We start from the raw sequence: 22,942 nt of genomic DNA on the forward strand, positions 1-22,942 counted from the left end.
TTGATTGATTGTGATTCTATAAAAACCTTACGAACATCCGTGTGCGACACCCTCACGCAGTCATGCGATTAGCGAAATCAGGGGACGAATCGCGAACGGGGGGTTATCGTTACGTTACTCGGTACCACGGCCCGAAGAGAGAGGAAAAACTCAGTTCGACGGCTGGAGGTCGGCGCCGCTCGTGAGTTCGTTGTGTTTGCGTTCGAGGTAGCCATAGACTGCGCCGTGGGGCGCGCCGTCGAGCAACATCTCGGCGGCCCGGCGGACGGCCTGTACCTCCTCCGGCTGGCCGATGACGCCGAGGGTCGTGCCGTAGATGACCACGTCGGCGCCCGACAGTTCCTCCATCAGTTCGCGCGTCCGGCCATCCTCACCGATGAGCCGTCCCTTCTTCCGCTGGAGGTCGTTCTTGTTTCGCGTCGCGTCGTCGATGTCGATAAGGTCGAACATTCGCATCTCGTCGTCGAGCAGGGAGAGCGCTGCGTCGGGGCGGAACCCGCGGCCGATGGCGCGCACGATATCGGGCGCGACCATGCCGGTGACCGGGTCACCGACGCTGTCGATGGCGACGCTCCCGCTCTCGGAGTCGATATCGAGGCGGACCTCGGCGCGTCGCTCAATCTCGCGCATCGTCTCGCCACCTTCGCCGATGAGGACGCCGAGACGGTCCTGCGGAACCTTCACGTGCTGCATATCCAACCTATCGGTCGGAGCGATTTAAGGGTTCTCGCTCGCGGATTACGGCTCTGCGTCGACTGCGGTCACGAACTCGCGAAGGTCGTCCGGGTCGACGTCGACCCCCTGTCGCGTGAAGAAACTCGCAACGTTGCGACAGTCCCGGTCGAGGAAGTCGTCGGCGTTCGGATGGTGGACCGTCGCCGCCTGCCCCATGTCGATGACGACCAGTTCGCCGTCGTGAATAATCAGGTTGTACTCCGAGAGGTCGCCGTGGACCAGTCCGGCGCTGTACAGACGACGCATATACTCCCGGACCACTTCGAACGCTGTCTCGGGGTTCTCGACCGACACTTCGGCCAGCCGACGGGCCCGGTCCTCGACCAACCCGACGAGTTCCATCACGAGGACGTTTCGCTCGACAGCGATGGGTTCCGGCACCCGGACACCCGCTTTCCGTGCCCGGCGCAGGTTGGCGAACTCCTTTTTCGTCCACGCGAGGACCACCTGCTTCTTGTCCGACCCGATGCCCTCGAAGCGCGGGTCGCCTTCGAGATACTCCCGCATGTGCTGGAAGTTCGAGGCGTTGATGCGGTAGATTTTCACCGCCACGTCGCGGTCCTCCGCGCCCAGCGCTTCGTAGACGTTCGCCTCCTTCCCCGTCGAAATCGGGCCACCGAACGCGTCGATGTAGCCGTCCTGTACCAGTTTGTAGATGGCCGCGAAGGTGGCGTCGTCGAACACCGACTGCTCGACTTTGAACTGGTCGGCGTCTTTCAGGCGGTCACGGAACTCGGCGAATTTGCGGTCCCGCTTTCGGGCGATTCTGTCGGCTTCGGTGTCGGAGACGTCGATTTCCTCCCACTCGTCGCCGAAGTCCTCGCCCTCGCCTTCCTCCGGATTGAGCAGGCCGTACTCCTCTGTCATCTACGCGCACGTACGCAAGCGAGAGGGAAAAGGGTGGGTATCGGGTTACTCGATGTGGCCTTCGCGTCGCAACTGGTCTGCCTCCGACTTCTCGTAACGCCACGAGATGTCGGCTTTCTCGTCCTGCCAATCCCACGGTTCGACCAGTACCACGTCGTCCTCGCGAATCCAGATGCGCTTTTGCATCCGGCCGGGGATGCGAGCGGTGCGCTCTTTGCCGTCCGCACAGCGTACCTGTACCCGGTTCGCACCGAGCATATCCGTCACGACGGCGAACACCTCGTCGTCGTCGGGCATCCGCAGGTCCGTGCGCCCGCCGTTCTCGTTCTCGCTCATGGGCGATGGTTTGTGAGCGCGTGGTTTAACTTCTGCGAGGCGTCGCGAGGCCTGCCCCCACACGCCGCCTCGACCCGTCTACGCGCTCTCCTGCAGTTTCGCGCGACCGGGCGCGATGAGTTCGTCGAGATACGTCGCCAGCGCACCCTTGGCGTCTGCCGGATGCAACTCGCCCGACTCCAAATCGGCCGCCAGCGACTCGTAGTCGTCGTACTCCAGATTCCCGCCGTACTGCTCGGGGCGCTCGACGACCACCGTCTCGAAGCGGGGGAAGACGTGGTACTCGAAGATTTGAAGCACCGGATTCTCCCGCTCGTTGCCGTCGTCGTCGGGGTCCGGGTCGCGGGTCGGCGGGCAGTACGCGGCGTTCACCTTCTCCTCGATGTCTTCGGGCGAGTCCTCCATCGAGAGGGAGACGCCCTCGCTCGCGGACATCTTCCCGACGCCGGAGTCGAGGTCGGCAATCAGGGGCGTGTGCAGGCAGGTGGGCGCGTCCTCGCCGATTTTCGGCAGGGTGTCGCGGGCCAGCATGTGAACCTTCCGCTGTTCTAGCCCGCCGATTGCGAGGTCGATGTCGAGATAGACGATGTCGAGCGCCTGCATCAGTGGGTAGACGGCCTGCGAGACGGTCACCGTATCGCCGCTTTTGATTTCGGACATCGCCCGCTCGGCTCGCGAAATCGACGTTTCGAGTTCGAGTGCGTGCAGGTCGAGGACGTACTCGCGATCGAACTGGAAGTCGGAGCCGTAGACGAACTCCGTGCGCTCCTCGTCCAGCCCGTAGGCGAGAAACTGGGCCTTCATGCGCTCGGCCGTCTCGCGAATCTCTTCGAAGGTGCCCTTGTCGTTGAGATAGGCGTGGACGTCCGCGAGCAACACGGTCACCTCGAAGCCGGCCGCTTGGAGGTCGATGAGTTTCGTCGCGGTGAGCATGTGGCCGATGTGGAGCACGCCCGACGGCTCGTAGCCGACGTACGCCCGTTTGCCCTCGGGGTCGTCGGCCAACTCACGTCCCTCCGCCTCCGTCACCACCTCGGTCGCGTTCCGGGTGATTCGCTCGTAGACGTCCATACACTATACCGCGGGGGCGGGAAAATATGGCTTCTGCTTGGGCTGTTGGCTGTAACTGCGCGGCGGGGTCGGCACGCCGGCTGCCGACCGCCGCCGCTGACTTACGGCCGACAGTCTCACGACCCGGGCAGCAGGTCGCCCAGCGCCGCACCGATGCTCATGGGGACGAACGCGACGACGACGTTCGCGAGCGCGAGCATCGGCGACGCCCAGTCGACGCGACCCCACGCCGTCAGGAGCAGGGCCGACATCAGCGCGGAGACGCTGAGGATGGCGACCAGCCGACGGGGGAAAATCCCGAGGATAGGGCGGTGGACGCGAACGTCCTGAATGTCGGCGACGTAGATGATGCCGATAGAGAGTACCACGGTGAACGCGAACGTGCCCCCGAGAAAGAGCGGGCGGGGCGCGAGAAAAGTGCCAACCTCCTGCGTGCCACCCTCGACGGCCATCGGGATGCCGAACAGCAGGCTTCCCAGCAACGCCTCGGCGAGGTCACCCCGGTCGAAGCCGCGAATCACGCGGCCGAACGGACTCGCCGCCGCACTCGCGAGCATCGCGACGCGCATCGTCTCCCGAACCTGCTCGCGGGCGTCCTCGTCCTCGACGATATCTTCGAGTTCCTGCAGTTCGTCGAACAGGTCGCCCATGTCGGCGTCGTCCTCCTCCTCGTCCACGTTCACCTCGACATCGCTCATACGCCGACCGTCGAACCCGAGGCTCAAAGCCGTGGGGGGCGGTCAGTCGCCGCTCTCGGCGCGGTGCTCGCTGATAATCTGGTCGACCATCTCCGATTTCTGCTCGCGGGAGCGCTCGTCCGCCCGGCGCTCCCAGTCGTCGATGGCCGCGACAACCTCGCTCTCGCGGGCGACGGCGAGTTCGTCCACCTCCTGAACGGTCACGTCCGACGCGGGCGCGACGGGGATGTCGTGGTCGAACAGCACCTCGTCGGCGACGTCGGAGAGGTTGCCGTCGCGGAGGACGATACGCGGCGCCGTGTCGGCGAGGCGCTCGGCGGTAGAGCGGCCGGCGCCGCTCGCGTCACGGAGATACACCACGTCGCCAGCGGCGAGTCCGTAGGCCGCCGCGGCGTCGTCGATGGCGTCTCGCGTGAACTGCTCGATGACCTTCACCGGGACGAGGTCACGCCCCTCGGAGACGTCGCTGAAGTTGGAGTGGTCGAGTTTCCACAGCGTCTTCAGCCGCTCTAGCTTCGATTCGAGTTCGTCGGCTCGGTCCCGCTCCGTCTCGAGTTCTCGTTCGAGTCGCTCCGTCTCGCGTTCGAGGCGGTTGACCTCGCGGCGCTCGCGGGCCTCGCGTCGCTCCTCGCGCCGCGCCTCGGAGAGTTCCTCCTCGAACTCCGCGATGCGCTCGTCTTTCGCCTGCACCGTCGATTCGAGGTCGTCGACCTGCGATTCGAGGCGCTCGACCTGTCGTTCGAGGCGCTTGATGCGACGCTCCTCGGGCGAAAGCTCGCGCGGTTCGTGAGTGGACTCCTCCTCCTCGCTCTCGTCGTCGCTCGTCAGGTCGCGGAGGACGGCCTCGACGGACGCGTCGCCGGTGACGACGCGGTCGATGACCTCGCCGCGGTCGAACTGCGGCGGTACCTTCTGCGTGATGCGGGCGAACTGGTCTTCGTAGGTGTCGAAGGCGAACAGCGCCGCCGCGAGGGCGTCTCGCTGGTGGTCGTTGTCGTACGTGTGCTCGCGGGTGCGATGGAGTTTCTCGTCGACGGGGAGGTCCGAGTCGGGCGCCCAGCCGTCGGCGTCGAAGCTCCGCCGGAACTTCTCGACCGTCTCGGGCATGGGGTCGACGTCGGCGGCGACGACGACCGGTCGACCCCGCTCGACCAACCACTCGATGACGCCGGCGGTGTCGGCCGTCCGCGTCGAGTAGACGTCGAGCACTTCGCCGTCGAGCGAGACGACGGCCGCGGCGGTGGTGGTGCCGGGGTCGATGCCGACGATGACGCGGTCACGGCGCTTCACCAGCGGCTCGAACTCGATGCCGTCGCGGCGCTCGCGCTCGATTTCGATGCGGGTGTCGCCGGAGCGCTCCCGCGACACCGGGAGGTCCTCGGGCGCCGCCTCGACGGTGAAGACGGCGTTGGCGTAGCCGCCGTATTTCTCGGTCACATCCTGCTCGTACTCCAGATTCGCGTCGTCGAGCGCCGACTCGACGTCGCGGGCGCGGCTCTTGACGTTGCCGTGGATGCGCCGCGTGTAGCGGTCCTGACTCCAGCCACCCTTGCCCGTCGAGCGCCCCCGCGACACCTTCACCGTCGTGGTGTCGGTGAAAGCCGTCACTTCGTGGCCGACGTTCGCCGCCGCGAGGCGGGCCGCCGCCTCCGCCTCCTTCATCGGCTTCTTGCCGTAGGGCACGCCGTGCCGGGAGGCGACCCGCGAGAGGGGTTCGGGGCGCTCCGCGCCCGTCACCTGAACCAAGCGGGTGCCGTCGGGGAGCCACCGCAGGAATCGTACCAAGTCGTCGCGGTCGGTGGCGAGTTCGTAGACGTTGTCCGTCGCGAGAATGGCCGGCTCCTCGCGCTCGATGAGACGGCGGAGCTTTCGGAACGACACCACGTCTCGGTCGAAGTTCTCGCCGTCGTAGGCGACGACGGCATAGGAGGGGGCGTCACCGCGGACGTCACCGCTCTGGATGTCGATACCGAACACCAGCGCGTCGAGCGCACTCGTCCGGGCGTTCACACACGAAATTGGAGGTCGCGAAATAAATACTCCACGGCGCGGGGGGTCAGAGGAAAGCGACGAGCGCGACGGTGAGAAGGGCCGCGAGGGCGACGCTCACGGCGCTGATGCGGAGGGCGTAGCGCCGGTCGTCGCGGCGGTTCGTCGGGTCGGTCACCCGGCCGCTCTCGTCCGCAAAATCGTACTTCCCGAGGAGCGCGAGCGTGACGCAGAACGACTCGTACGCCTGAATCCCGAACTCGAAGGCGAGCGCGAGCGGCGCGAAGACGCCGATGAGCAGGAGTCCGGGGAGCGCACCGACGGCGTAGGCGACGACGATGCCGACGGCGACGAGGAAGGAGACACAGGCGAGTGCCGCGCGCCAGTAGCGTTGCCGCCGGCCGATGTTGCACTGGGCGGGTCGATAGCTCACGCCGGATGAGGCGTCGCCAGCCAGTTGTGCCTTCTCATTCGGGCAACGGGATATCGAGGGTCTGGCCGTCGCTCGCCACGAAACACTCGCCGTCGAACACCTCGCGCGCCTCGCGTTCGAGACGCTTCCAGTCCGCGGCGTAGCGCGAGGAGATGTGGGTGAGCGCGAGTCGGTCGACGCCGGCCCGGTCGGCCACCTCGGCCGCCTCGCGAGCGGTCGAGTGCCCCGTCTGGCCCGCCCGTTCGCGCTCGTCGTCCGCGAACGTCGCGTCGTGAATCAAGAGGTCGGCGTCGTCAGCGGCGTCGACCACCGCGTCGACGGGGCGGGTGTCGCCGGTGTAGACCACCTGACGACCGGGCCGGGGGTCGCCAACCACCTGTTCGGGGTGGACGACCCGCCCGTCGTCGAGTTCGACCGACTCGCCCTCGTGGAGGCGGCCGAACTTCGGCCCGACGGGGACGCCGAGTTCCTCGGCGTGTTCCCGGTCGAAGCGGCCGGGCCGGTCGTCCTCGACGAGCGCGAAGCCCATCGAGCGGGTGCGGTGGTCGGTTTCGACGGTCCGCACCTCGAAGTCGTCGCCCGCGTAGGCCACCGACCCCGGCGACACCTCGTGGATGCGAATCGGGTAGCCGGGCTGGTGGCCGCCGGCGTGGACCAGCTCCCGAATCTCCTCGCGGGCGTTCGGCGGGACGTGAATCGCCAGCGCGTCGGTTCGGTCGTTGAAATCGAGCGACTGAATCAGGCCCGGCAGGCCGAGGATGTGGTCGCCGTGGAGATGCGTGACGAAGATGTGAGAGACGTCGAAGCCGGTCCCGAAGCGCATCATCTGCCGCTGTGTCCCCTCGCCGCAGTCGAACAGGAGACGCTCGCCCTCGCGGTTCACGAGGACGGCACTCGGCGCTCGCTGGGTCGTCGGGATGGCCCCGCTGGTGCCGAGAAACGTCACGCGCATCGACATACCACAGGGTCCGGCCGGGGGCGATAAACCCGTGTCGATTGTGCGACCGAGACAGCAAGGTTTGTACCCGACGGCCGACTACGACACGGCAATGGACGCGCCGCTGTGGACTGACACACACGCCCCGTCGCTCGGGGACCTCCCGCAGGCGTCGGTCCGGGACCGCCTCCAGCGAGCGGTCGACGAGCCGATGAACCTCGTCGTGCAGGGGCCGCCGGGGTCGGGCAAGACCGCCGCAGTCCGGGCGCTCGCCGAGGCGGCTCACGACGACGAGAACGACCTCGTCGAACTCAACGTCGCGGACTTCTTCGACCGGACGAAAAAGGAGATTCGCGAAGACCCCCGGTTCGAGCAGTTTCTCACCGGGCGCTCGCGGATGGCAAAGCGAGACATGATAAATCGCGTGCTGAAGGAGTCGGCGAGTTACGCGCCCGTCTCCGGCGACTACAAGACCATCGTCCTCGACAACGCCGAGGCGATTCGCGAGGACTTCCAGCAGGCGCTCCGGCGGGTGATGGAGCAACACCACCGGACGACGCAGTTCGTCCTCGTCACGCGCCAGCCCTCGACGCTCATCGCCCCCATCCGCTCGCGGTGTTTCCCGGTGCCCGTCCGGGCGCCGACCGCCGACGAAATCGAGGACGTACTCGACGGGATTCTCGACGCCGAGGGCGTCGACTACGACGACGACGGGTTGGAGTTCGTCGCCGGCTACGCCGATGGCGACCTGCGGAAGGCGATTCTCGGCGCGCAGACGACGGCGATGGAAGCCGAGGAAGTGACGATGACGACGGTCCACGAGACGCTCAAAGACGTGGGGCACGACGACGAACTCGCCGCCGTCTGGGAGGCCGCGGAGGCGGGCGAGATGACCGACGCCCGCAAAACGGTCGGCACCCTGCTCGACGACGAGGGGTACGACGGCCAGTCGCTGCTCGTCGACCTGCTCGATGCGGCACACAAGCGCTACGACGGCGAGACGCTCGCCCGCCTCCATCACCTCGCGGGCGACATCGACCACGACCTCGTGACGGGAACGGACGACCGACTCCACCTCACCCACCTCCTGACGGCGTGGGGCCAGCGCGTGGAGGCCTGATGCCGGCGTTCGCCCCCGGAACTCGTCGGTTCGCGCTCCCGCCGCTGGTCGCGGCGATTCCCCTCGCCATCCTCTCGCCGCCGCTCGGGGCAGGCGCACTCGCGCTCGGCCTCGGCGTCCTCTATTTCTTCCGTGACCCCGACCGGACGCCGCCGCCGACGGGCGTCGTCTCGCCCGCCGACGGACGCGTCTCCGTCGTCCGCGAGGAGGAGAACCGAATCCGCGTCGGCGTGTTCATGAACGTCACGGACGTCCACGTCCTCCGGGCGCCGCTTGCAGGCCGCGTCGAGTCGGTCACCCACCGTCCCGGGGCGCACCGCCCTGCGTTCACGAAGGAGTCCGAGCGCAACGAGCGAGTCGACGTCGCGCTCGACACCCACGACGTGTCGATGATAGCCGGCTGGTTCGCCCGGCGCATCTACCCGTATCTGACCGACGGCGACGCAATCGAGCGAGGCGACCGAATCGGCCACATCGCCTTCGGAAGCCGGGCGGACGTCCTCCTCCCGCCGGCGTACGACCGGGAGGACGTCCTCGTCGAGAAGGGCGAACGTGTCAGGGCGGGCGAGACAGTCGTCGCTCTCGACTCGTCGGAATCGGCGCGCTGAGCAGGTGCGAGCGTCACAGACCCGTATTTTGGATAAGGTTAAATGCACGGCCCCCCTTAGTATCAACAGTATGTCAGACGATTCCACTCGACGACGATTCCTGCGTGCCGCTGGAGTGACCGGTGTCGCCGCGCTCGCCGGCTGTAGCGGTGGTGGCGGTGGCGACGGGAGTGCCGACACGCGCCTCTCGTGGCACGCTGGCGGCACCGGCGGGACGTACTTCCCGCTCTCGAACGAGTTCAAATCGGTCGTCGAGGCGAACACCGACTACACGCTGAACGTCCAGTCGACGGGCGCCAGCGTCGAGAACGTCGGTAATCTGGCGAGCGGCGACGCCGACTTCGCCCTGATTCAGAACGACATCGCCTACTTCGCGAAAAACGGCACGGGCATCGACGCGTTCGAGGGGTCGGCCGTCGAGAACCTGATGGGCGTCGCGACGCTCTACCCCGAGACCATCACCGTCGTCACGCTCGCGGACACGGACATCACCCAACTGTCTGACCTGTCGGGCGCGACCATCAACACCGGTGACCTCGGGTCGGGGACGCAGGTCAACGCGCTCCAGATTCTCGATGCGGTGGGCATCACGGACTTCGACGAGCAGAACGCCTCGTTCTCGCAGGCCGCCGACCAACTGCGGAACGGCGACATCGACGCGGCGTTCGTCGTCGGCGGCTGGCCCGTCGGCGCCATCGAGGACCTCGCGACGACGAACGACATCCAGCTCGTCCCCATCGCGGGCGAGAACCGCGAAGCGGTGAAAGACGCCGCCTCGTGGTTCGCCGACGACACCATCCCCGCCGGCACCTACAGCGGCGTCGACGAGGACATCGAAACGGTGGCCGTGCAGGCGATGATTGCCACTCGCTCGGGCGTGCCCGAGGAGACGGTGGAGGAAGTCACCGCCGCCATCTTCGACAACGTGAGCGACCTCTCGACCAAGACGGAGTTCATCAGCCGAGACTCGGCACAGGACGGCATGTCCATCGAACTCCACCCCGGCGCAGCCGCGTACTTCGACGCGTAAGCCGCACTCGCCCTCCGCTTTCGACGCGCACATGAACAGACGATATGCCATCGTGGCGTTGCTACTAGTGGCCGTCGCCCTCGGGAGCGTCGCTGCAACTACCGAGGAGACAGTTCTCGTCGTCGCCGACGCGGAGACTGGCGAGACGTATCTCGAAGTCCCGGTGGAGAACGGCACCACCGTCGGCATCGAGTACACCCACAGCGTCGAGAAGACGCGGGTGTACGACGAGTACACGGTCCGTGGCGACCGTCTCGTGATGACTCGCATGGAGTTCGAATCCTACGGCTGGGGGCTCCCGAGCGGCGCGAACGTCACTCGTGAGAACGGGACATTTATCTACGACCCACCGGGCAGTTACGAGCGATTGACGGTCGCGCCGGGACGGGTCGCCGGCCACACGCTGTCCGTCGGTGACCGAACGTACGACCTCGTCGCCGTCTCGGACGGCCGTTCGGTGACGTTCTCGATACAGCGGCGACCCGCGTTCGACCCGCGACTGGAGTGAACAGTATGAGCGCCGACACACCCGACGAGACGGTCGACGAACCGGCATCGGACACCGACGCGATTATTCAGGAGATAGAGCGCAAGCGCTCGCTAGCGGGGTGGACGACAGTCGCCGTCGCCGTCGTCGGCATCGCCTTCTCCCTGTTTCAGATGTGGCTCGCGGCGAAGGGATTCGTCCTCGCGCTCGACCTCCCCGTCATCGGGCGAATCGAGTTCGTCTCGCTCCAACTCCTCCAAATCAACGCCGTCCACGTCGCGTTCGGCCTCGTCCTCACCTTCCTGCTCTACCCGTCGAGTACGGGCGACGGCCCCATCGCGTCCCGATGTGTGGCACTCGGCGCCGCCGTCGACGGCCGACTGGGCCGCGGACACCCGCTCTCGCGGGCGGTCCACGCCGTCGGCGGGGCGCTCCGGTGGCTGTTCGTCGACCCCGACCTCGACCGGGTGACGCCGTTCGACCTCGCCCTGATTCCGGTGGCGGTGCTGTCGGCTATCTACTTCATCACGGATTTCCAAGAGATTCAGCGGATGCGCGCGCTCGGCCTCGAAGCCGGGCGCCCCGTCCACGAGGTGTTTCGGTTTCTCGACCCGGTCGCGGGCCTGCTCGGCCCGCTGAGCGAGATATCCTACGCGATGGTGCTTGGCGTGGTCGGCGTCCTCCTCGTCCTCGAAGCGACGCGGCGAGCGATTAGCCTCTGGCTGATGCTCATCGTCGCGGGGTTCATCGTCTACGCGCGCTTCGGCGTCTACATCCCGCAGAACGCCGCCTACGTCGGCGTGCTCTCGATTCCCGAACTCTCGTGGCCCGCAATCATCCAGAACCTCTGGTACAACACGGAAAACGGTGTGTTCGGCATTCCAGTGACTGTCTCCGTGCAGTTCATCTACATCTTCATCCTCTTCGGCGCGTTTCTGGAGATGTCGGGCGCGGGCAAGTGGTTCATCGACCTCGCGTACGCGGCGACGGGGACGCGCCGAGGTGGCCCGGCCAAGGCGTCGATTCTCGCCTCCGGCTTCATGGGTACCATCTCGGGGTCCTCCATCGCCAACACGGTGACGACGGGCGCGTTCACCATCCCCCTCATGAAGAAGTCGGGGTACCGCCCCGAGTTCGCGGGCGGCGTCGAAGCCTCGGCTTCCTCCGGCGGGCAGATTCTCCCGCCCGTCATGGGCGCCGCCGCGTTTCTCATCGTCCAGTACACGGGGACGCCCTTCGCCGACGTCATCGTCGCTGCCACCATCCCCGCCATCGTCTTCTTCTTCGGCGTGTGGGTGATGGTCCACTTCGAGGCGTCGCGCCTCGATATCGGCGGCCTCGACGCCAAGGACCTAGTCGACATTCGCTCGCATCTCCGAAGCGGTTGGTTCTACCTCGTCCCGCTTGCCCTCCTGCTCTACTACCTCATCGTGGCACGGCTCTCGGTCGCCCGGTCGGCGTGGTTCACGCTCATCGCCATCGGCGCGCTCGTCACGCTCGTCGCGGCGTACAGCGACGAGACGCGCGGGCGACTGGGTGCGCTCGTGGTCGGGCTGACCCTCGCGAACGTCCTCTCGCACTACGTCGCGGGCGTCGGTCCCATCGCCGCCGTCGCCGGCGCGGGCGTCGGCGGGCAACCGCTCGACGCCGCCGTCATGGCCACGCTCGGCCGCCTCGGCGGCATCAGCATCGTCGCCGGCGTACTCACGCTGGCGACCCATCCCTTCGTCGACGCGCCGTTGCTGGAGTTCGACGACGCCGTCGACGAGACGGCGGCGACGACGGCCGGCGCCGTGAATCGCCCGCGCCTCGCCGAGAACGGGCTCTATCGGCTCGGCGTCTTCGCGGGCAAATCCATGGAGAGCGGGGCGCGAACGGCGGTTCCGGTCGTCGTCGCCGTCGCCGCCGCGGGCATCATCCCCGGCGTCATCAGCGTCTCGGGGCTCGGTCCGAATCTCGTCGCGCTCATCGAAGCCGTCGCGGGCGGGTCGCTCGTCCTCCTGCTTCTCGTCACCGCCGTCTCCTCCATCCTCCTCGGGATGGGGATGCCGACGACGGTGACGTACATCATCCTCGTCTCGCTGTTGGCGCCGGCGCTGACGGCGTTCGGCGTGCCCGAACTCGCCGCCCACCTCTTTATTCTCTACTTTGGTGTCATCGCCGACATCACGCCGCCAGTGGCCGTCGCGGCCTACGCCGCTTCCGGCGTCGCCAAATCCGACGCCTTCCAGACCGGTATCGAGGCCTTCTCGCTGTCGCTGAACAAGGCCATCGTCCCCTTCGCGTTCGTCCTCACGCCGGGACTGGTTCTCCTGCGCCGCGAGCCGAACGCACCCGACCTCGAAATCGGGGAGAAGTATCGCGTCCTCGGCGCCGCCGACCTGTTCGACGTGGCCTACATCCTCCCCGAGGTGCTCATCCCCGTCGTCGGCGTCTTCCTCGGCGTCGTCGCGCTCGCGGCGACGGTCATCGGCTACGTCTACGCGCCGGTGTCGCGGGGCGAACGCGCCGCCTTCGCGGTGAGTTCGCTCCTCCTGATGGCGCCCGGACTCGGCGTTCGCGGCCTCCTCGACATTCTGGGCGTCGTCGGTGTCGGAAGCGGTGGCGGCGCCCCCGTCCCGATTGCAATCGACCTCGCGCTCCGCGGCGTCGGGCTGGCGCTTTTCGTCGTGCTACTGCTCGGCAATCGGAAGCAGGGCACGGGGCTGTTCGGGACGGGCGACGCCGCGGCCGAGACGGCCTAGCGGGTCAACAGGTGGACGTGCCGGGTGAGCGAGCGGTGGACGCGCCGCTCGAACGTCGCCTCGACGGTCCAGCCGGCGTCGCGAGCCGTCTCCGACCACGAGCGGTCGGCGACGACGACGGCGCGCGGAGCGACACGCGCCGCCTCCGCAAGCGCGCCGGACACGAGGTCGGTCAGCGAGTGGCGGGCGATTTTCGACTGGCGACCGTAGGGGGCGTCGAAGACGACGCCGTCGACGGCGTCGTCCGCGAGAGGGAGCGCCGTCGCGTCGCCGCGGAGGCAGTGAAACGGGGCGTCAGCGAGATACGCCCGACAGTTCTCGCGGGCGCCGCGAACCATCTTCGACTGGGCGTCGACGCCGATAGCGCGGGCGCCGACGAGGCCCGCCTCGATGAGCGTCCCGCCGGTGCCGCACATGGGGTCGAGTAGCGTCGTGTCAGGGCCGGCACCGGCGAGGTTGACGAGGGCGCGGGCGTCGAGCGGGGCCATACTCCCCGGCTGGAAGAAGGGGCGGTCGGTGGGGCGGCGGTCACCGTAGTCGCGGACACTCTCGGCGACCAGCCACCCGAGCAGGCAGGTGTCGCCGGCGAAACACGCCCGGAGTTCGTGGTCGGGGTCGTCCAAGTCGACGGTGAAGCCACGGTCGACGAGGGCCGTCCCGAGTTCGCGCTCGGCGCGTCGCGTGTCGACGCCCGCCGTCGAGCGCACGTCGCGAGCGCGGACGGCGACGGTGCCCGAGCGGTCGAGCGTGGCCGCATCGAGCAGCGTCCGCGCGGCGTCAACGCTCGCGCCACAGCGACCGAGCAGGCGGCTGGCGCGGTGGGTGTAGGCGAGGCGTTCGAGGCGGTCGGTGTCGACGCCGCGGGCCGTCGCGAGACCGGGCGCGACCACCTCAACGGCCGACGCGGCACACGCCGCCTCGCGGGCGGCGAAGGCGTCGTCCTCGCCAGCGAGTTCGAGACCGTACACGCTCGTCACTCACTCCGCCGGCGCCATGAGACTACCGAACCGCGGTCGGAAGGCTATCTATCGGCGACCATCCCGATGAGCGCGCCGCCACCACCGGCGAACAGCACGGGGTAGACGATACCGGCGAGGACGACGGCGGGAAGCAGGGTCGGCCCGCCGCTGACGTCGCCGACAGTCACTTCGAACAGGAAGACGCCGGCGACCGACAGCAGGAGGTATCCCGGCAGGGCGGTCAGGCCGGTGAGCGCTCCGTTGGTCGGGTCCGTAACGCCCTGATAGCGGGCGAGTGCGACGCCCGCCGCGAGAAGCAGGCCGACCGGAATCACGTAGAGGAGGACGGTAAAGCCTTGCTCGCCGCCGACGAAGCTAGTCGTCCGACTGCCGACGAAGGGGACGTTCTGGAAGACGGTGTTGACGAAGTGGGCGTTGAAAAACACCCACCCCACCAACTCGTAGGTGGCCGACTCGCCCCCGAACGTCTCGATGATGCGCTGTAACGACGACTCGCGGACGTCGGGCGCCACGAGGAGGTAGGTGAACGCGTAGCCGAGGACCCACGCGGCCACCCCCGACAGGGCTCCGGGGACGAGCGGAAGCCTATCGGTGATATTCGAGTTTGATGACATGACTACGTCATCCGAGTGCCCGACCGGGTAAATACTCGGGGGCCGAACCCCGCCACCAATATTTTTAAACCTTAAATACGACACTTAAATCGTCTCATGACCGACCCCAAGGAGACGATAAACATCGAGAACGTGGTTGCTTCTACCGGTATTGGACAGGAACTCGACCTCCAGAGCGTCGCGATGGACCTCGAAGGCGCCGATTACGACCCCGAACAGTTCCCGGGTCTGGTCTACCGGACGCAGGACCCCAAATCTGCGGCGCTCATCTTTCGGTCCGGAAAAATCGTCTGCACGGGCGCGAAGTCGACGGCCGACGTACACGAGAGCCTCCACATCGTCTTCGACAAACTCCGGGCGCTCCACATCGACGTCGACGACGACCCGGACATCGTCGTCCAGAACATCGTCACGAGCGCCGACTTGGGCCGCAATCTCAACCTGAACGCCATCGCCATCGGCCTCGGTCTGGAGAACATCGAGTACGAACCCGAGCAGTTCCCCGGACTCGTCTACCGACTCGACGAACCCGACGTGGTCGCGCTCCTCTTTGGCTCGGGCAAACTCGTCATCACCGGCGGGAAACAGCCCGAAGACGCCAAAGAGGCGGTCGACGTCATCGTCTCTCGTCTCGACGAACTCGGCCTCTTGGGATAGCGGATTCGAATGGCTCCGGTCCCCACTTCAGTCGCACTCCAGACGGACGTCGGCGCGGCGTCACCGCTCGCTGTCGCCGGCACCACCGCGCTCTTCGCGCTCTTTCTCTCCCTGACCGCCCACCTCGCGGCGCGCAACGTTCTCGGTGACGTGCCCGTTCGCAACGCCTTCCTCGTGGGGCCGCTTCCCGCGGCCATCGCCGTCGTCGCCGCGGCCCTCGAACTCCCCTCGCTCCCCGCCGTCGCCCTCGCCGTCGTCGTCGACGCGCTCCTCGTCCGAACCGTCTACGGCCTCGACCGACGCCTGACCGCCGGCGTCACCCTCATCCACGCCGTCGTCAGCGTCATCCTCGGGAGCATCCTCTTCAGCCTCTACGTCCTCGTCCTGTCGGCGCCGGGCTAACGCACCGCATCCCGTGCGGTCCGGACGGTGAGCGTCGCGAGGACACAGCCCACGCCGAGAACGACGCCACTCGTCGCCGCGCCGACGTCGCCCGCGAACAGCGCCACGACGTAGGTCAGGAGGCCGAGCGCGCTCCCGGCCGTGAGGAGCGTGTCGGCGACGGCGAGCGGCGAATCCACCGTCAGTCGAGCGCTGAGGCTTCGGGTGCTCATACCGTGCCCTACGTTCCCACACACCACATAACTTTCGTATACATTCATTATAGTTCGAGCCACAAACTGGGTCGACACCGCGCGGGCAACGCAACTAAACCACCGCCGGATCACGGGTGGGTCATGGGACTTCGAGGAGTCGTGTGGAACGCCGACGAGCGTCGCCCCCGAGCGCCCGTCCGGATATGCTGTCTGGTCGTCGTCGCCGCCGTCCTCGGCGTCGCGGTGAGCCTCCTCGGGAGCGCCGGCATCGGGGCGTGGCTAGGGGGTGGGAACGGCGCCGTGGCGACGACGCTGCGCGCCGTCGCGGGCATCCTCGTCTCGGGCGTGACCGTCTCGCTCGCCGTCGCCGTAACGGGGCGCTACATCGACCGGCGCCGACTGCGGGATTTCGGGCTTCGAATCGGCCGCGACTGGTTGCTCGACTACGGGTTCGGCCTCGCGCTCGGCGCCGGTCTGATGACGCTCGTTTTCGTCGTCGAACTCGCCGCCGGCTGGATTCGGATTACGGGGACGGTCCAGCCCCGAGACGGCTTTCTCGTCCGCTTTGCTGGCCTCGTGGTCGTCTTCCTCGCCGTCGGTTTCTACGAAGAACTCCTCCTGCGGGGGTATCTCCTCACGAACGCGGCGGAGGGGCTGGTGGGCCGACTGGGTGACCGCCGTGCCGTCGCCGCCGCGACGATATTCTCCTCGCTCCTGTTCGGCGTCGCTCACGGCAGCAACCCGAACGCGACGCTCGTGAGCACGCTCGCCATCGTCCTCGCTGGCGGGATGTTGGCCGCGGGCTACGTCCTGACGGGCGAACTCGCCGTCCCCGTCGGCCTGCACACGACGTGGAACCTGTTTCAGGGCGGCGTCTACGGCTTCCCCGTCTCCGGCCTCGGCCTCGGCGTGAGCGTCGTCGGCGTCGACCAGCGAGGGCCGCGCCTGCTCACCGGGGGCGACTTCGGCCCCGAGGCGGGGCTGGTCGGCCTCGGCGCGATGGCGCTCGGCACCCTCGCCATCGCCGGGTGGGCGCGCTGGCGGACCGGCGACCTGACGCTCGCGCCGGCGGTGACGACGCCCGAGTTGCGGGTGGGAGACGGAACGGAAGTCGAGACGGAGCGCTGGGAGCCGGCGCCGGGCGAGGAGTCGTAACTACTCCACGAGGCGCTCGATTTCGGTGACGAGAATGTCGCTCGCGCCCATCTCTTTGAGGTCGTTGATGACGCCGAAGACGGCTCGCTCCTCGACGACGGCGTGGACCGCCACGTCGTCGGAGCCAGCGACATCCATCACCGTCGGGCCGCCCATCCCCGGCAACACGTCTCGGACCGCGTCGAGGCGCTCCTCGGGCACGTTCAGCATGAGATAGCGGCGGTCCTCGGCGGCGAGCACGGACTCGAAGGCGGTGACCAACTGCGTGACCTTCTCGTCGTCGGCGACGTCGGGCCGGGCAAAGAGGCGGACCGAACTCGACAGCACCTCCTCGATTTCGGCGAGGCGATTGACGCGGAGGGTCGTCCCCGTCGACGTGATGTCGACGATGGCGTCGGCCATGTCGACGTGGGGCGTGAGTTCCGTCGCGCCCGTCACTTCGACCACCTCGGCGTCGACGCCGCGGTCGGCGAAGAATTCGCGCGTGATTCGGGGGAACTCGGTGGCGACGGTGCCGCCGGCGAGGTCCTCGACGGACGTGATATCGCCGTCTTCGGGGGCCGCGACGACGAGGCGACAGCGGCCGAACTCCAAATCGAGGAGGTCGACGAGTTCGTGGCCCGACTCGCGGGCTTGGTCGAGGCCGGTGATGCCGACGGCGGCGGCGCCGTCCGCGACGTACTCGGGGATGTCGGCGGCGCGGGCAAAGAGCGCGGTCACGTCGGGGTCGACGGTGTCGGCGTAGAGTTTGCGGTCGGCGCCGCCCTCGAGATGCAGGCCGGCGCGTTCCAGCAGGTCGATTGACGGGTCGTGCAGGCGGCCCTTGTTGGGGACGGCGATACGCATTGCCACAGTCCTCGCGCCGACGGGGCAATTGCCTTGCGGTGCCGCGGCGGTTAGCCCAGCGTCGACGCGACGCGCTCGCTCACGGCGGGCGCCGCCCGCGCCCGCGCCATCGCGACGAGATAGGCGGAGACGGGGTAGCGAATCGACCGCGCCGACACCTCGCCCTCCTCCGTCGCCAGTCGGGCGTCCGCGTTGGCGAGTTGGGTCGACAGTATGGAGAGCACGGACCGCGTCAGCATCGGCGCCGCCGGGTCGTCGTTGGCCGCACGGAGCGCGTCGACCGCCTCGCTTCGAATCGCGGCCACGTCCTCCAGCGACTCGATTGCGAAGCGCTCGCCGTCGGCGACGCGGGCGCGAAGCGACTCGAACGCCCGGAGCGAGACGAACGCCCGATGGCCCCACACCAGCGACCGAGCCAGTGGGTCGCCGCTCCACGCCCGCTCGTACCCGGGGTCGACGGGGCGATACAGGTCGTCGAGCGCCTCGCCCGCGGGCGTCTCGCTCACGTCGACGTCGCCCACCTCCCACGGGCGCTCGGGGTCGACCGCCGGCAACGACTCGCGCTCGGACTCGAAGTCGGCTTGGAGCGTCTCGCGCGCCGCCCGGTAGCGCGGGCGGAGCGTCGGCGGGTCGCCCAACGGTTCGACGTGTTGGTCGTAGAGGTGGGCCGCGTCGTCGACGGCGGCGCGAGCGCGTTCGACGTCCTCGGCGAGTTCGCCGACGCCGAGCGGGTTGCCTTCGCGGTAGCGAGTCGGCCCGTTCGTCCCGATGTTCATGTCGAGTCGCTCCTCGATGGCGGCGTGAACCAGCAGCGCGGCCACCGGGTCGTCGCCGAGATACTCGTGACGCTCGCGGAGCGCTCGGCGGTCCTCGCGGACGCTCGTCGCTTCCTCCTGCAGGTCGGCCCGCGTCAGCCCGGCGTCGATGGCGCGCCACGCGCCGGCGGCGAAGCGGGCGTCGGTCCGTGCGTCCGCGAAAGCGCTCAGGCGCTCGTAGTCGGCCGACGTGTTCGCGGCACGGGTCACCTCTCCGACGGCGTGTTGGCGGGCGTCGCGCACCCGCTCCCGGATGGCACCGTTCGGAATCTGGTCGGCGGAGAGATTCGCCGGCACGGCATCGAGCAGTGACCGCGCCCGCGCCGCCGTCGCATCGAGGTGAGCCGGCGCGATGTCGACGGGGACACGCTCCGGAACGGTGGGCGGGGCGTCGTCGGCGAGCGCGGCGAGTGCCGCGCCGTCGAGCGTGGTCGATTCGTCGTCGTCGGAACCGGGGAGCGAACTACACCCCGCGCCCGCGACGGCGCCGACGAGCGCGAGCGTCTCGCGGCGAGTGAAGTCGGTCATTGCGACGCACGCTCCGTCCGCGCGTGGTTGTTGCGGCGCTCACAGGACGCTGAGCCGGTGCTTCGGCCGTAGCCGTTGACCTCGCTCGGGTCGAACGCCTCCGGGATGCGAATCAGGGTCGCAATCGTATCGCGGGCGTCGGCATCGCAGGCCACGTCGGCGTCGCGGTAGGCGCGGGCGTAACTCGTCTCTATCTCCGTCGCCGACCACTGGACGTGACAGAGCGTCGTGGTGTAACACTCGCGAATGAACGACTGCTCGACGTACACCGTCGTCGAATCGTAGTCGGTCGATTCGAGGAACTCGCGAGCCGCGTCCGCGCCGTCGACGTCGGCGAATCCGACGCCGTCTACCGACGACGAGTCGGTGAGGAAGAAGTGGCCGTTCGCGTGGAGGTGTCGCTCCTCGTCGATCCGGGTGGGGCGCTCGCCCGTCCAGACGGCGGGAGTCGGCTCGGGGTTTCGCAGTCGATGCGACTCGGGGTCGAACGCGAGACTCCCACTCGGGTCGGCGGGATAGCTCGAACTCGACGAGGATTCGCCGGCACAGCCGGCCGCGCCAGCGAGGAGCGCGGCGGCTGCGTGGAGGGCGTCTCTGCGTGTCGGGGAGGGCATCGTTCGCCGTCCCGCCGCGACGAGTAAATGTCTTCCGTCAGAATGATACTGTTCAGATTAGCGCGTTCGAACTGAAGACACCTCGAAAGCCCCGACTCGCTGGAGTCGGGAGCCTCGCTGCGCTCCTCGGCCTTCGGCCTGCGGTGCTTGCGTCGGCTTCCTTCCTCCAGCGAATCGCCCCTTTCAGTCCCGCCCGGCGGCAGCCGGTCGGCCAGTCGACGCGGGCGGGACTGAAAGGGGCCGGTGTCTCGGCGTACCCGGACGACGCAAGCACCGCAACAAAGTGAGGAGCGCAGCGAGTCCCGGGAGCCGAGACGTTCACGAGAGCTTCGCTCTCGTGAGCACACCAGAACCCGGAGGGTTCTGGGGACGCCGGGGGCTTTCGAGGTGGTCCCAAATGCATCCGCTTATCTGAACACTACCGTCAGAATCCCACGGAATCTTAACCCAGCGGGGGATGGGATGGGGTATGCAGACGCTCGCGATTCGCGGCGGCCGCGTCCTCAGACCGGACATGACCGTCGTCGAGGCGGACGTACTCGTCGACCAGACGGCCGGTGAGATAGTCGAAGTCGGCCCGGACCACACCGGCGACGCGGAACTCGACGCGTCGGGGTCGCTGGTGATGCCGGGCTTGGTGAACGCCCACACCCACGTCGCGATGACGCTCCTGCGGGGGTACGCCGACGACAAACCGCTCGACACGTGGCTCCGAGAGGACATCTGGCCCGTCGAGGCGGCGCTCGAACCCGAAGATATCGAGGCGGGCGCCGAACTCGGGATGCTGGAGATGATTCGGTCGGGGACGACGGCCTTCGCCGACATGTACTTCGAAATCGACCGCACCGCTGAGGTGGTCGAGCGGGCGGGACTGCGGGCCGTCCTCGGCCACGGCGCCATCTCGGCCGGGAAGGACGCGGACGCGGCCCGTGCCGACATAGAGGAGAGCGTCGCGATGGCGGAGCGGGTCGACGGCGCCGCCGAGGGGCGAATCTCGGCGGCGGTGATGCCCCACAGCCTCACGACGGTCACGCCCGAACTGCTCGAGTTCGCCGCCGAGGAGGCCGCCGCCACCGGCGTGCCCGTCCACTACCACGCCAACGAGACGCGCGACGAGGTCGACCCCATCGTCGACGAACGAGGCGAGCGACCCATCGAGTGGGCGCGCTCGCTCGGCCTCTGTGGCGCCGACGACTTCCTCGCCCACGGCGTCCACCTCGACGAACGAGAGCGCGAGATACTCGCCGAGACGGGGACCGGTGTCGTCCACTGCCCGGCCTCGAACATGAAACTCGCGTCGGGGATGGCGCCGGTACAGGCGTTGCTCGACGCGGGCGTGACGGTCGGCCTCGGCACCGACGGCGCCGCCTCGAACAACGACCTCGATATCTTCGACGAGATGCGGGACGCGGCGATGCTGGGGAAACTCGCGGCCGACGACGCGAGCGCCGTCGCCGCGCCAGACGCCGTGCGGATGGCGACGGCGGGCGGCGCCGACGTACTGGGCCTCGACGCCGGTCGAATCGAAGCCGGCGCGGCCGCCGACCTCGCGGTGGTCGACCTCGACGCGCCGCACCTGACGCCGGCCCACGACGTGGTGAGCCATCTCGCGTACGCGGCCCGTGGCTCGGACGTTCGCCACACGGTGTGTGACGGCGCGATTCTCATGCGGGACCGCGAGGTGCTGACGCTGGACGAGGCGGCGGTGATGGAGCGAGCCGAGACACGCGCCCGCGAACTGGTCGCGCGAGCGGACTAACGAAGACGGTAGCGTTTTGCCGCGCCTCGCGCTACGGAGCGTATGACCCGCACGATAGCCGAGCGACTCGACGACCCCGAGGCCGAAGCGGCCGAGGGCCGCCGGAAGATGGACTGGGCGGAGGCCCACATGCCCATTCTGGCAGAGCTTCGCGAGTCGTTCGCCGCGGAACAGCCACTCGAAGGCGAGCGAATCGCGATGGCGATGCACGTCGAGGCCAAGACGGCCGTCCTCGTCGAACTCCTCGCCATCGGTGGGGCCGAGGTAGCCATCACCGGTTGTAACCCCCTCTCGACCCAAGACGACGTGAGCGCGGCGCTCCACGCCGTCGACGGCGTCACCTCCTACGCCGCCCACGGCGTCGACACCGAGGAGTACTACGACGCCATCGAAGCCGTCGTCGACGTCGACCCGACCATCACCGTCGACGACGGCGCCGACATGGTTACCCACATCCACGACGAGCATCCGGAGCTGATTCCGCAGTTGAAAGGTGGGTGTGAGGAGACGACGACCGGCGTCCACCGCCTGCGGTCGATGGCCGACGACGGCGCCCTCGACTACCCGATGTTCGCCGTCAACGACACGCCGATGAAGACGCTGTTCGACAACGTCCACGGCACCGGCGAGTCCGCGATGGCCAACATCGCGATGACGACGAACCTCGCCATCGCGGGCAAGACAGTCGTCGTCGCCGGCTACGGCTACTGTGGCCGCGGCGTCGCGAAGAAGGCGTCTGGCATGAACGCCGACGTCGTCGTGACGGAAATCGACCCCCGGCGCGCGCTCGAAGCCCACATGGAGGGCTACGAGGTGATGCCCATGAACGAGGCGGCCGCCGAGGGCGACATCTTCGTGACGACGACGGGCAACCGCGACGTCATCACTCGCGAGGACTTCGAGCAGATGGCCGACGGTGTCGTTCTCGCCAACGCCGGCCACTTCGACGTGGAAATCAACCTCGCCGAACTCGACGACTTGGCAGAGACACGGCGCGAGGTGCGCGACGGCGTCGAGGAGTACGCCCTCCCCGACGGGCGGCGCGTGAACGTCCTCGCGGAGGGCCGACTGGTGAACCTCGCCGGCCCGCTGTCGATGGGCCATCCGGTCGAGGTGATGGACCAGAGCTTCGGCGTGCAGGCCGTCTGCGTGCGCGAACTCGCCGCCAACCCCGACGCCTACGAGGCCGGCGTCCACGAGGTGCCCGACCGTCTCGACCGCGAGGTGGCCGAGGTGAAACTCGACGCCGAGGACATCGCTATCGACACCCTCAGCGACGAACAGCGCGAGTACATGGACTCCTGGGACCACGGGACGTAAGCC

The 22,942-nt window shown here is 68.0% G+C and carries 24 protein-coding genes; 10 read left to right on the plus strand and 14 right to left on the minus strand.

Features of this window, described 5'->3' with window-relative positions:
* Positions 1-150: 150 nt before the first annotated feature.
* The 8 genes from ACQUSQ_RS06830 to rnz all read right to left on the minus strand — a co-directional run bounded on the left by ACQUSQ_RS06830 (position 151) and on the right by rnz (position 7,081).
* Positions 151-693, minus strand: coding sequence for a KH domain-containing protein (locus ACQUSQ_RS06830; RefSeq protein WP_435067794.1), 543 nt, complete (start codon positions 691-693; stop codon positions 151-153).
* Positions 694-738: 45 nt separating this feature from the next.
* Positions 739-1,602 carry a serine/threonine-protein kinase Rio1 gene (gene rio1 / locus ACQUSQ_RS06835; protein WP_435067795.1) on the minus strand — a complete coding sequence of 288 codons (864 nt, stop codon included), beginning with the start codon at positions 1,600-1,602 and terminating at the stop codon, positions 739-741.
* Positions 1,603-1,647: 45 nt separating this feature from the next.
* Complete coding sequence (gene eif1A, locus ACQUSQ_RS06840; RefSeq protein WP_435067796.1) at positions 1,648-1,938, minus strand: translation initiation factor eIF-1A; 291 nt, start codon at positions 1,936-1,938, stop codon at positions 1,648-1,650.
* A gap of 78 nt (positions 1,939-2,016) precedes the next feature.
* Positions 2,017-3,009: a tyrosine--tRNA ligase gene (locus tag ACQUSQ_RS06845; protein WP_435067797.1), complete on the minus strand. Its 993-nt coding sequence runs from the start codon at positions 3,007-3,009 to the stop codon at positions 2,017-2,019.
* Positions 3,010-3,125: 116 nt separating this feature from the next.
* Complete coding sequence (locus tag ACQUSQ_RS06850; RefSeq protein WP_435067798.1) at positions 3,126-3,707, minus strand: DUF2391 domain-containing protein; 582 nt, start codon at positions 3,705-3,707, stop codon at positions 3,126-3,128.
* A 42-nt stretch (positions 3,708-3,749) separates the two neighbouring features.
* Positions 3,750-5,717 (minus strand): DUF460 domain-containing protein, encoded by a 1,968-nt coding sequence (locus ACQUSQ_RS06855; protein ID WP_435067799.1) that lies wholly within the window; start codon positions 5,715-5,717, stop codon positions 3,750-3,752.
* A 46-nt stretch (positions 5,718-5,763) separates the two neighbouring features.
* Positions 5,764-6,129 (minus strand): hypothetical protein, encoded by a 366-nt coding sequence (locus ACQUSQ_RS06860; RefSeq protein WP_435067800.1) that lies wholly within the window; start codon positions 6,127-6,129, stop codon positions 5,764-5,766.
* A 34-nt stretch (positions 6,130-6,163) separates the two neighbouring features.
* Positions 6,164-7,081, minus strand: coding sequence for a ribonuclease Z (gene rnz / locus ACQUSQ_RS06865; protein ID WP_435068228.1), 918 nt, complete (start codon positions 7,079-7,081; stop codon positions 6,164-6,166).
* A 97-nt stretch (positions 7,082-7,178) separates the two neighbouring features.
* Here rnz and ACQUSQ_RS06870 point away from each other — a divergent pair, with 97 nt between their 5' ends.
* The 5 genes from ACQUSQ_RS06870 to ACQUSQ_RS06890 all read left to right on the plus strand — a co-directional run bounded on the left by ACQUSQ_RS06870 (position 7,179) and on the right by ACQUSQ_RS06890 (position 13,055).
* A complete protein-coding gene (locus ACQUSQ_RS06870) occupies positions 7,179-8,186 on the plus strand; it encodes an AAA family ATPase (RefSeq protein ID WP_435067801.1) in 1,008 nt (335 codons plus the stop codon).
* Entirely contained in the window at positions 8,186-8,794 is a 609-nt protein-coding gene (locus ACQUSQ_RS06875; RefSeq protein WP_435067802.1) for a protein sorting system archaetidylserine decarboxylase, read from the plus strand. Before ACQUSQ_RS06870 ends, ACQUSQ_RS06875 begins: the two co-directional genes overlap by 1 nt.
* 70 nt (positions 8,795-8,864) lie before the next feature.
* Positions 8,865-9,824 (plus strand): TAXI family TRAP transporter solute-binding subunit, encoded by a 960-nt coding sequence (locus ACQUSQ_RS06880; RefSeq protein WP_435067803.1) that lies wholly within the window; start codon positions 8,865-8,867, stop codon positions 9,822-9,824.
* Positions 9,825-9,855: 31 nt separating this feature from the next.
* On the plus strand, positions 9,856-10,332 hold the full coding sequence (locus ACQUSQ_RS06885) for a DUF1850 domain-containing protein (RefSeq protein ID WP_435067804.1): 477 nt from the start codon (positions 9,856-9,858) through the stop codon (positions 10,330-10,332).
* A 5-nt stretch (positions 10,333-10,337) separates the two neighbouring features.
* Positions 10,338-13,055 (plus strand): TRAP transporter permease, encoded by a 2,718-nt coding sequence (locus ACQUSQ_RS06890; protein ID WP_435067805.1) that lies wholly within the window; start codon positions 10,338-10,340, stop codon positions 13,053-13,055.
* Here ACQUSQ_RS06890 and ACQUSQ_RS06895 read toward each other — a convergent pair.
* Positions 13,052-14,023, minus strand: a complete 972-nt coding sequence (locus tag ACQUSQ_RS06895; RefSeq protein WP_435067806.1) for a TIGR01177 family methyltransferase — start codon at positions 14,021-14,023, stop codon at positions 13,052-13,054. The genes ACQUSQ_RS06890 and ACQUSQ_RS06895 overlap by 4 nt on opposite strands.
* Before the next feature lie 53 nt (positions 14,024-14,076).
* On the minus strand, positions 14,077-14,649 hold the full coding sequence (locus ACQUSQ_RS06900; protein WP_435067807.1) for a hypothetical protein: 573 nt from the start codon (positions 14,647-14,649) through the stop codon (positions 14,077-14,079).
* A gap of 96 nt (positions 14,650-14,745) precedes the next feature.
* Between ACQUSQ_RS06900 and ACQUSQ_RS06905 the strand changes: the two genes are divergently transcribed.
* Entirely contained in the window at positions 14,746-15,306 is a 561-nt protein-coding gene (locus tag ACQUSQ_RS06905) for a TATA-box-binding protein (RefSeq protein WP_435067808.1), read from the plus strand.
* 9 nt (positions 15,307-15,315) lie between these two features.
* A complete protein-coding gene (locus ACQUSQ_RS06910; protein ID WP_435067809.1) occupies positions 15,316-15,708 on the plus strand; it encodes a DUF7473 family protein in 393 nt (130 codons plus the stop codon).
* Here ACQUSQ_RS06910 and ACQUSQ_RS06915 read toward each other — a convergent pair.
* Positions 15,705-15,920, minus strand: coding sequence for a hypothetical protein (locus ACQUSQ_RS06915; protein WP_435067810.1), 216 nt, complete (start codon positions 15,918-15,920; stop codon positions 15,705-15,707). The genes ACQUSQ_RS06910 and ACQUSQ_RS06915 overlap by 4 nt on opposite strands.
* A gap of 123 nt (positions 15,921-16,043) precedes the next feature.
* On the opposite strand from ACQUSQ_RS06915, the gene ACQUSQ_RS06920 reads away from it, so the two are divergent.
* Positions 16,044-17,057 carry a CPBP family intramembrane glutamic endopeptidase gene (locus tag ACQUSQ_RS06920; protein ID WP_435067811.1) on the plus strand — a complete coding sequence of 338 codons (1,014 nt, stop codon included), beginning with the start codon at positions 16,044-16,046 and terminating at the stop codon, positions 17,055-17,057.
* Here the strand turns inward: ACQUSQ_RS06920 and hisG are convergent, their stop codons facing one another.
* The 3 genes from hisG to ACQUSQ_RS06935 are packed head-to-tail and all read right to left on the minus strand — an operon-like array spanning position 17,058 to position 19,860.
* Positions 17,058-17,903, minus strand: coding sequence for an ATP phosphoribosyltransferase (hisG, locus tag ACQUSQ_RS06925; protein ID WP_435067812.1), 846 nt, complete (start codon positions 17,901-17,903; stop codon positions 17,058-17,060).
* 50 nt (positions 17,904-17,953) lie between these two features.
* On the minus strand, positions 17,954-19,246 hold the full coding sequence (locus ACQUSQ_RS06930; protein WP_435067813.1) for a hypothetical protein: 1,293 nt from the start codon (positions 19,244-19,246) through the stop codon (positions 17,954-17,956).
* Positions 19,243-19,860, minus strand: a complete 618-nt coding sequence (locus ACQUSQ_RS06935; RefSeq protein ID WP_435067814.1) for a hypothetical protein — start codon at positions 19,858-19,860, stop codon at positions 19,243-19,245. Before ACQUSQ_RS06935 ends, ACQUSQ_RS06930 begins: the two co-directional genes overlap by 4 nt.
* A gap of 469 nt (positions 19,861-20,329) precedes the next feature.
* Here ACQUSQ_RS06935 and ACQUSQ_RS06940 point away from each other — a divergent pair, with 469 nt between their 5' ends.
* Entirely contained in the window at positions 20,330-21,619 is a 1,290-nt protein-coding gene (locus ACQUSQ_RS06940) for an amidohydrolase (RefSeq protein ID WP_435067815.1), read from the plus strand.
* A 42-nt stretch (positions 21,620-21,661) separates the two neighbouring features.
* The gene (locus ACQUSQ_RS06945) at positions 21,662-22,939 is read left to right on the plus strand and encodes an adenosylhomocysteinase (RefSeq protein ID WP_435067816.1); all 1,278 of its coding nucleotides are present in this window, start codon (positions 21,662-21,664) and stop codon (positions 22,937-22,939) included.
* Positions 22,940-22,942: the final 3 nt, after the last annotated feature.

The organism is Haloplanus sp. C73 (genome assembly GCF_051195115.1).
GTDB lineage: Archaea > Halobacteriota > Halobacteria > Halobacteriales > Haloferacaceae > Haloplanus.

Excerpts from the sequence above, each read along its gene's own strand:
- ACQUSQ_RS06830 (WP_435067794.1), bottom strand. The coding sequence starts at position 693 with ATGCAGCACGTGAAGGTTCCGCAGGACCGTCTCGGCGTCCTCATCGGC.
- rio1 (WP_435067795.1), bottom strand. The coding sequence starts at position 1,602 with ATGACAGAGGAGTACGGCCTGCTCAATCCGGAGGAAGGCGAGGGCGAG.
- eif1A (WP_435067796.1), bottom strand. The coding sequence starts at position 1,938 with ATGAGCGAGAACGAGAACGGCGGGCGCACGGACCTGCGGATGCCCGAC.
- ACQUSQ_RS06845 (WP_435067797.1), bottom strand. The coding sequence starts at position 3,009 with ATGGACGTCTACGAGCGAATCACCCGGAACGCGACCGAGGTGGTGACG.
- ACQUSQ_RS06850 (WP_435067798.1), bottom strand. The coding sequence starts at position 3,707 with ATGAGCGATGTCGAGGTGAACGTGGACGAGGAGGAGGACGACGCCGAC.
- rnz (WP_435068228.1), bottom strand. The coding sequence starts at position 7,081 with ATGCGCGTGACGTTTCTCGGCACCAGCGGGGCCATCCCGACGACCCAG.
- ACQUSQ_RS06870 (WP_435067801.1), top strand. The coding sequence starts at position 7,179 with ATGGACGCGCCGCTGTGGACTGACACACACGCCCCGTCGCTCGGGGAC.
- ACQUSQ_RS06875 (WP_435067802.1), top strand. The coding sequence starts at position 8,186 with ATGCCGGCGTTCGCCCCCGGAACTCGTCGGTTCGCGCTCCCGCCGCTG.
- ACQUSQ_RS06880 (WP_435067803.1), top strand. The coding sequence starts at position 8,865 with ATGTCAGACGATTCCACTCGACGACGATTCCTGCGTGCCGCTGGAGTG.
- ACQUSQ_RS06885 (WP_435067804.1), top strand. The coding sequence starts at position 9,856 with ATGAACAGACGATATGCCATCGTGGCGTTGCTACTAGTGGCCGTCGCC.
- ACQUSQ_RS06890 (WP_435067805.1), top strand. The coding sequence starts at position 10,338 with ATGAGCGCCGACACACCCGACGAGACGGTCGACGAACCGGCATCGGAC.
- ACQUSQ_RS06900 (WP_435067807.1), bottom strand. The coding sequence starts at position 14,649 with ATGTCATCAAACTCGAATATCACCGATAGGCTTCCGCTCGTCCCCGGA.
- ACQUSQ_RS06905 (WP_435067808.1), top strand. The coding sequence starts at position 14,746 with ATGACCGACCCCAAGGAGACGATAAACATCGAGAACGTGGTTGCTTCT.
- ACQUSQ_RS06910 (WP_435067809.1), top strand. The coding sequence starts at position 15,316 with ATGGCTCCGGTCCCCACTTCAGTCGCACTCCAGACGGACGTCGGCGCG.
- ACQUSQ_RS06915 (WP_435067810.1), bottom strand. The coding sequence starts at position 15,920 with ATGAGCACCCGAAGCCTCAGCGCTCGACTGACGGTGGATTCGCCGCTC.
- ACQUSQ_RS06920 (WP_435067811.1), top strand. The coding sequence starts at position 16,044 with ATGGGACTTCGAGGAGTCGTGTGGAACGCCGACGAGCGTCGCCCCCGA.
- hisG (WP_435067812.1), bottom strand. The coding sequence starts at position 17,903 with ATGCGTATCGCCGTCCCCAACAAGGGCCGCCTGCACGACCCGTCAATC.
- ACQUSQ_RS06930 (WP_435067813.1), bottom strand. The coding sequence starts at position 19,246 with ATGACCGACTTCACTCGCCGCGAGACGCTCGCGCTCGTCGGCGCCGTC.
- ACQUSQ_RS06935 (WP_435067814.1), bottom strand. The coding sequence starts at position 19,860 with ATGCCCTCCCCGACACGCAGAGACGCCCTCCACGCAGCCGCCGCGCTC.
- ACQUSQ_RS06940 (WP_435067815.1), top strand. The coding sequence starts at position 20,330 with ATGCAGACGCTCGCGATTCGCGGCGGCCGCGTCCTCAGACCGGACATG.
- ACQUSQ_RS06945 (WP_435067816.1), top strand. The coding sequence starts at position 21,662 with ATGACCCGCACGATAGCCGAGCGACTCGACGACCCCGAGGCCGAAGCG.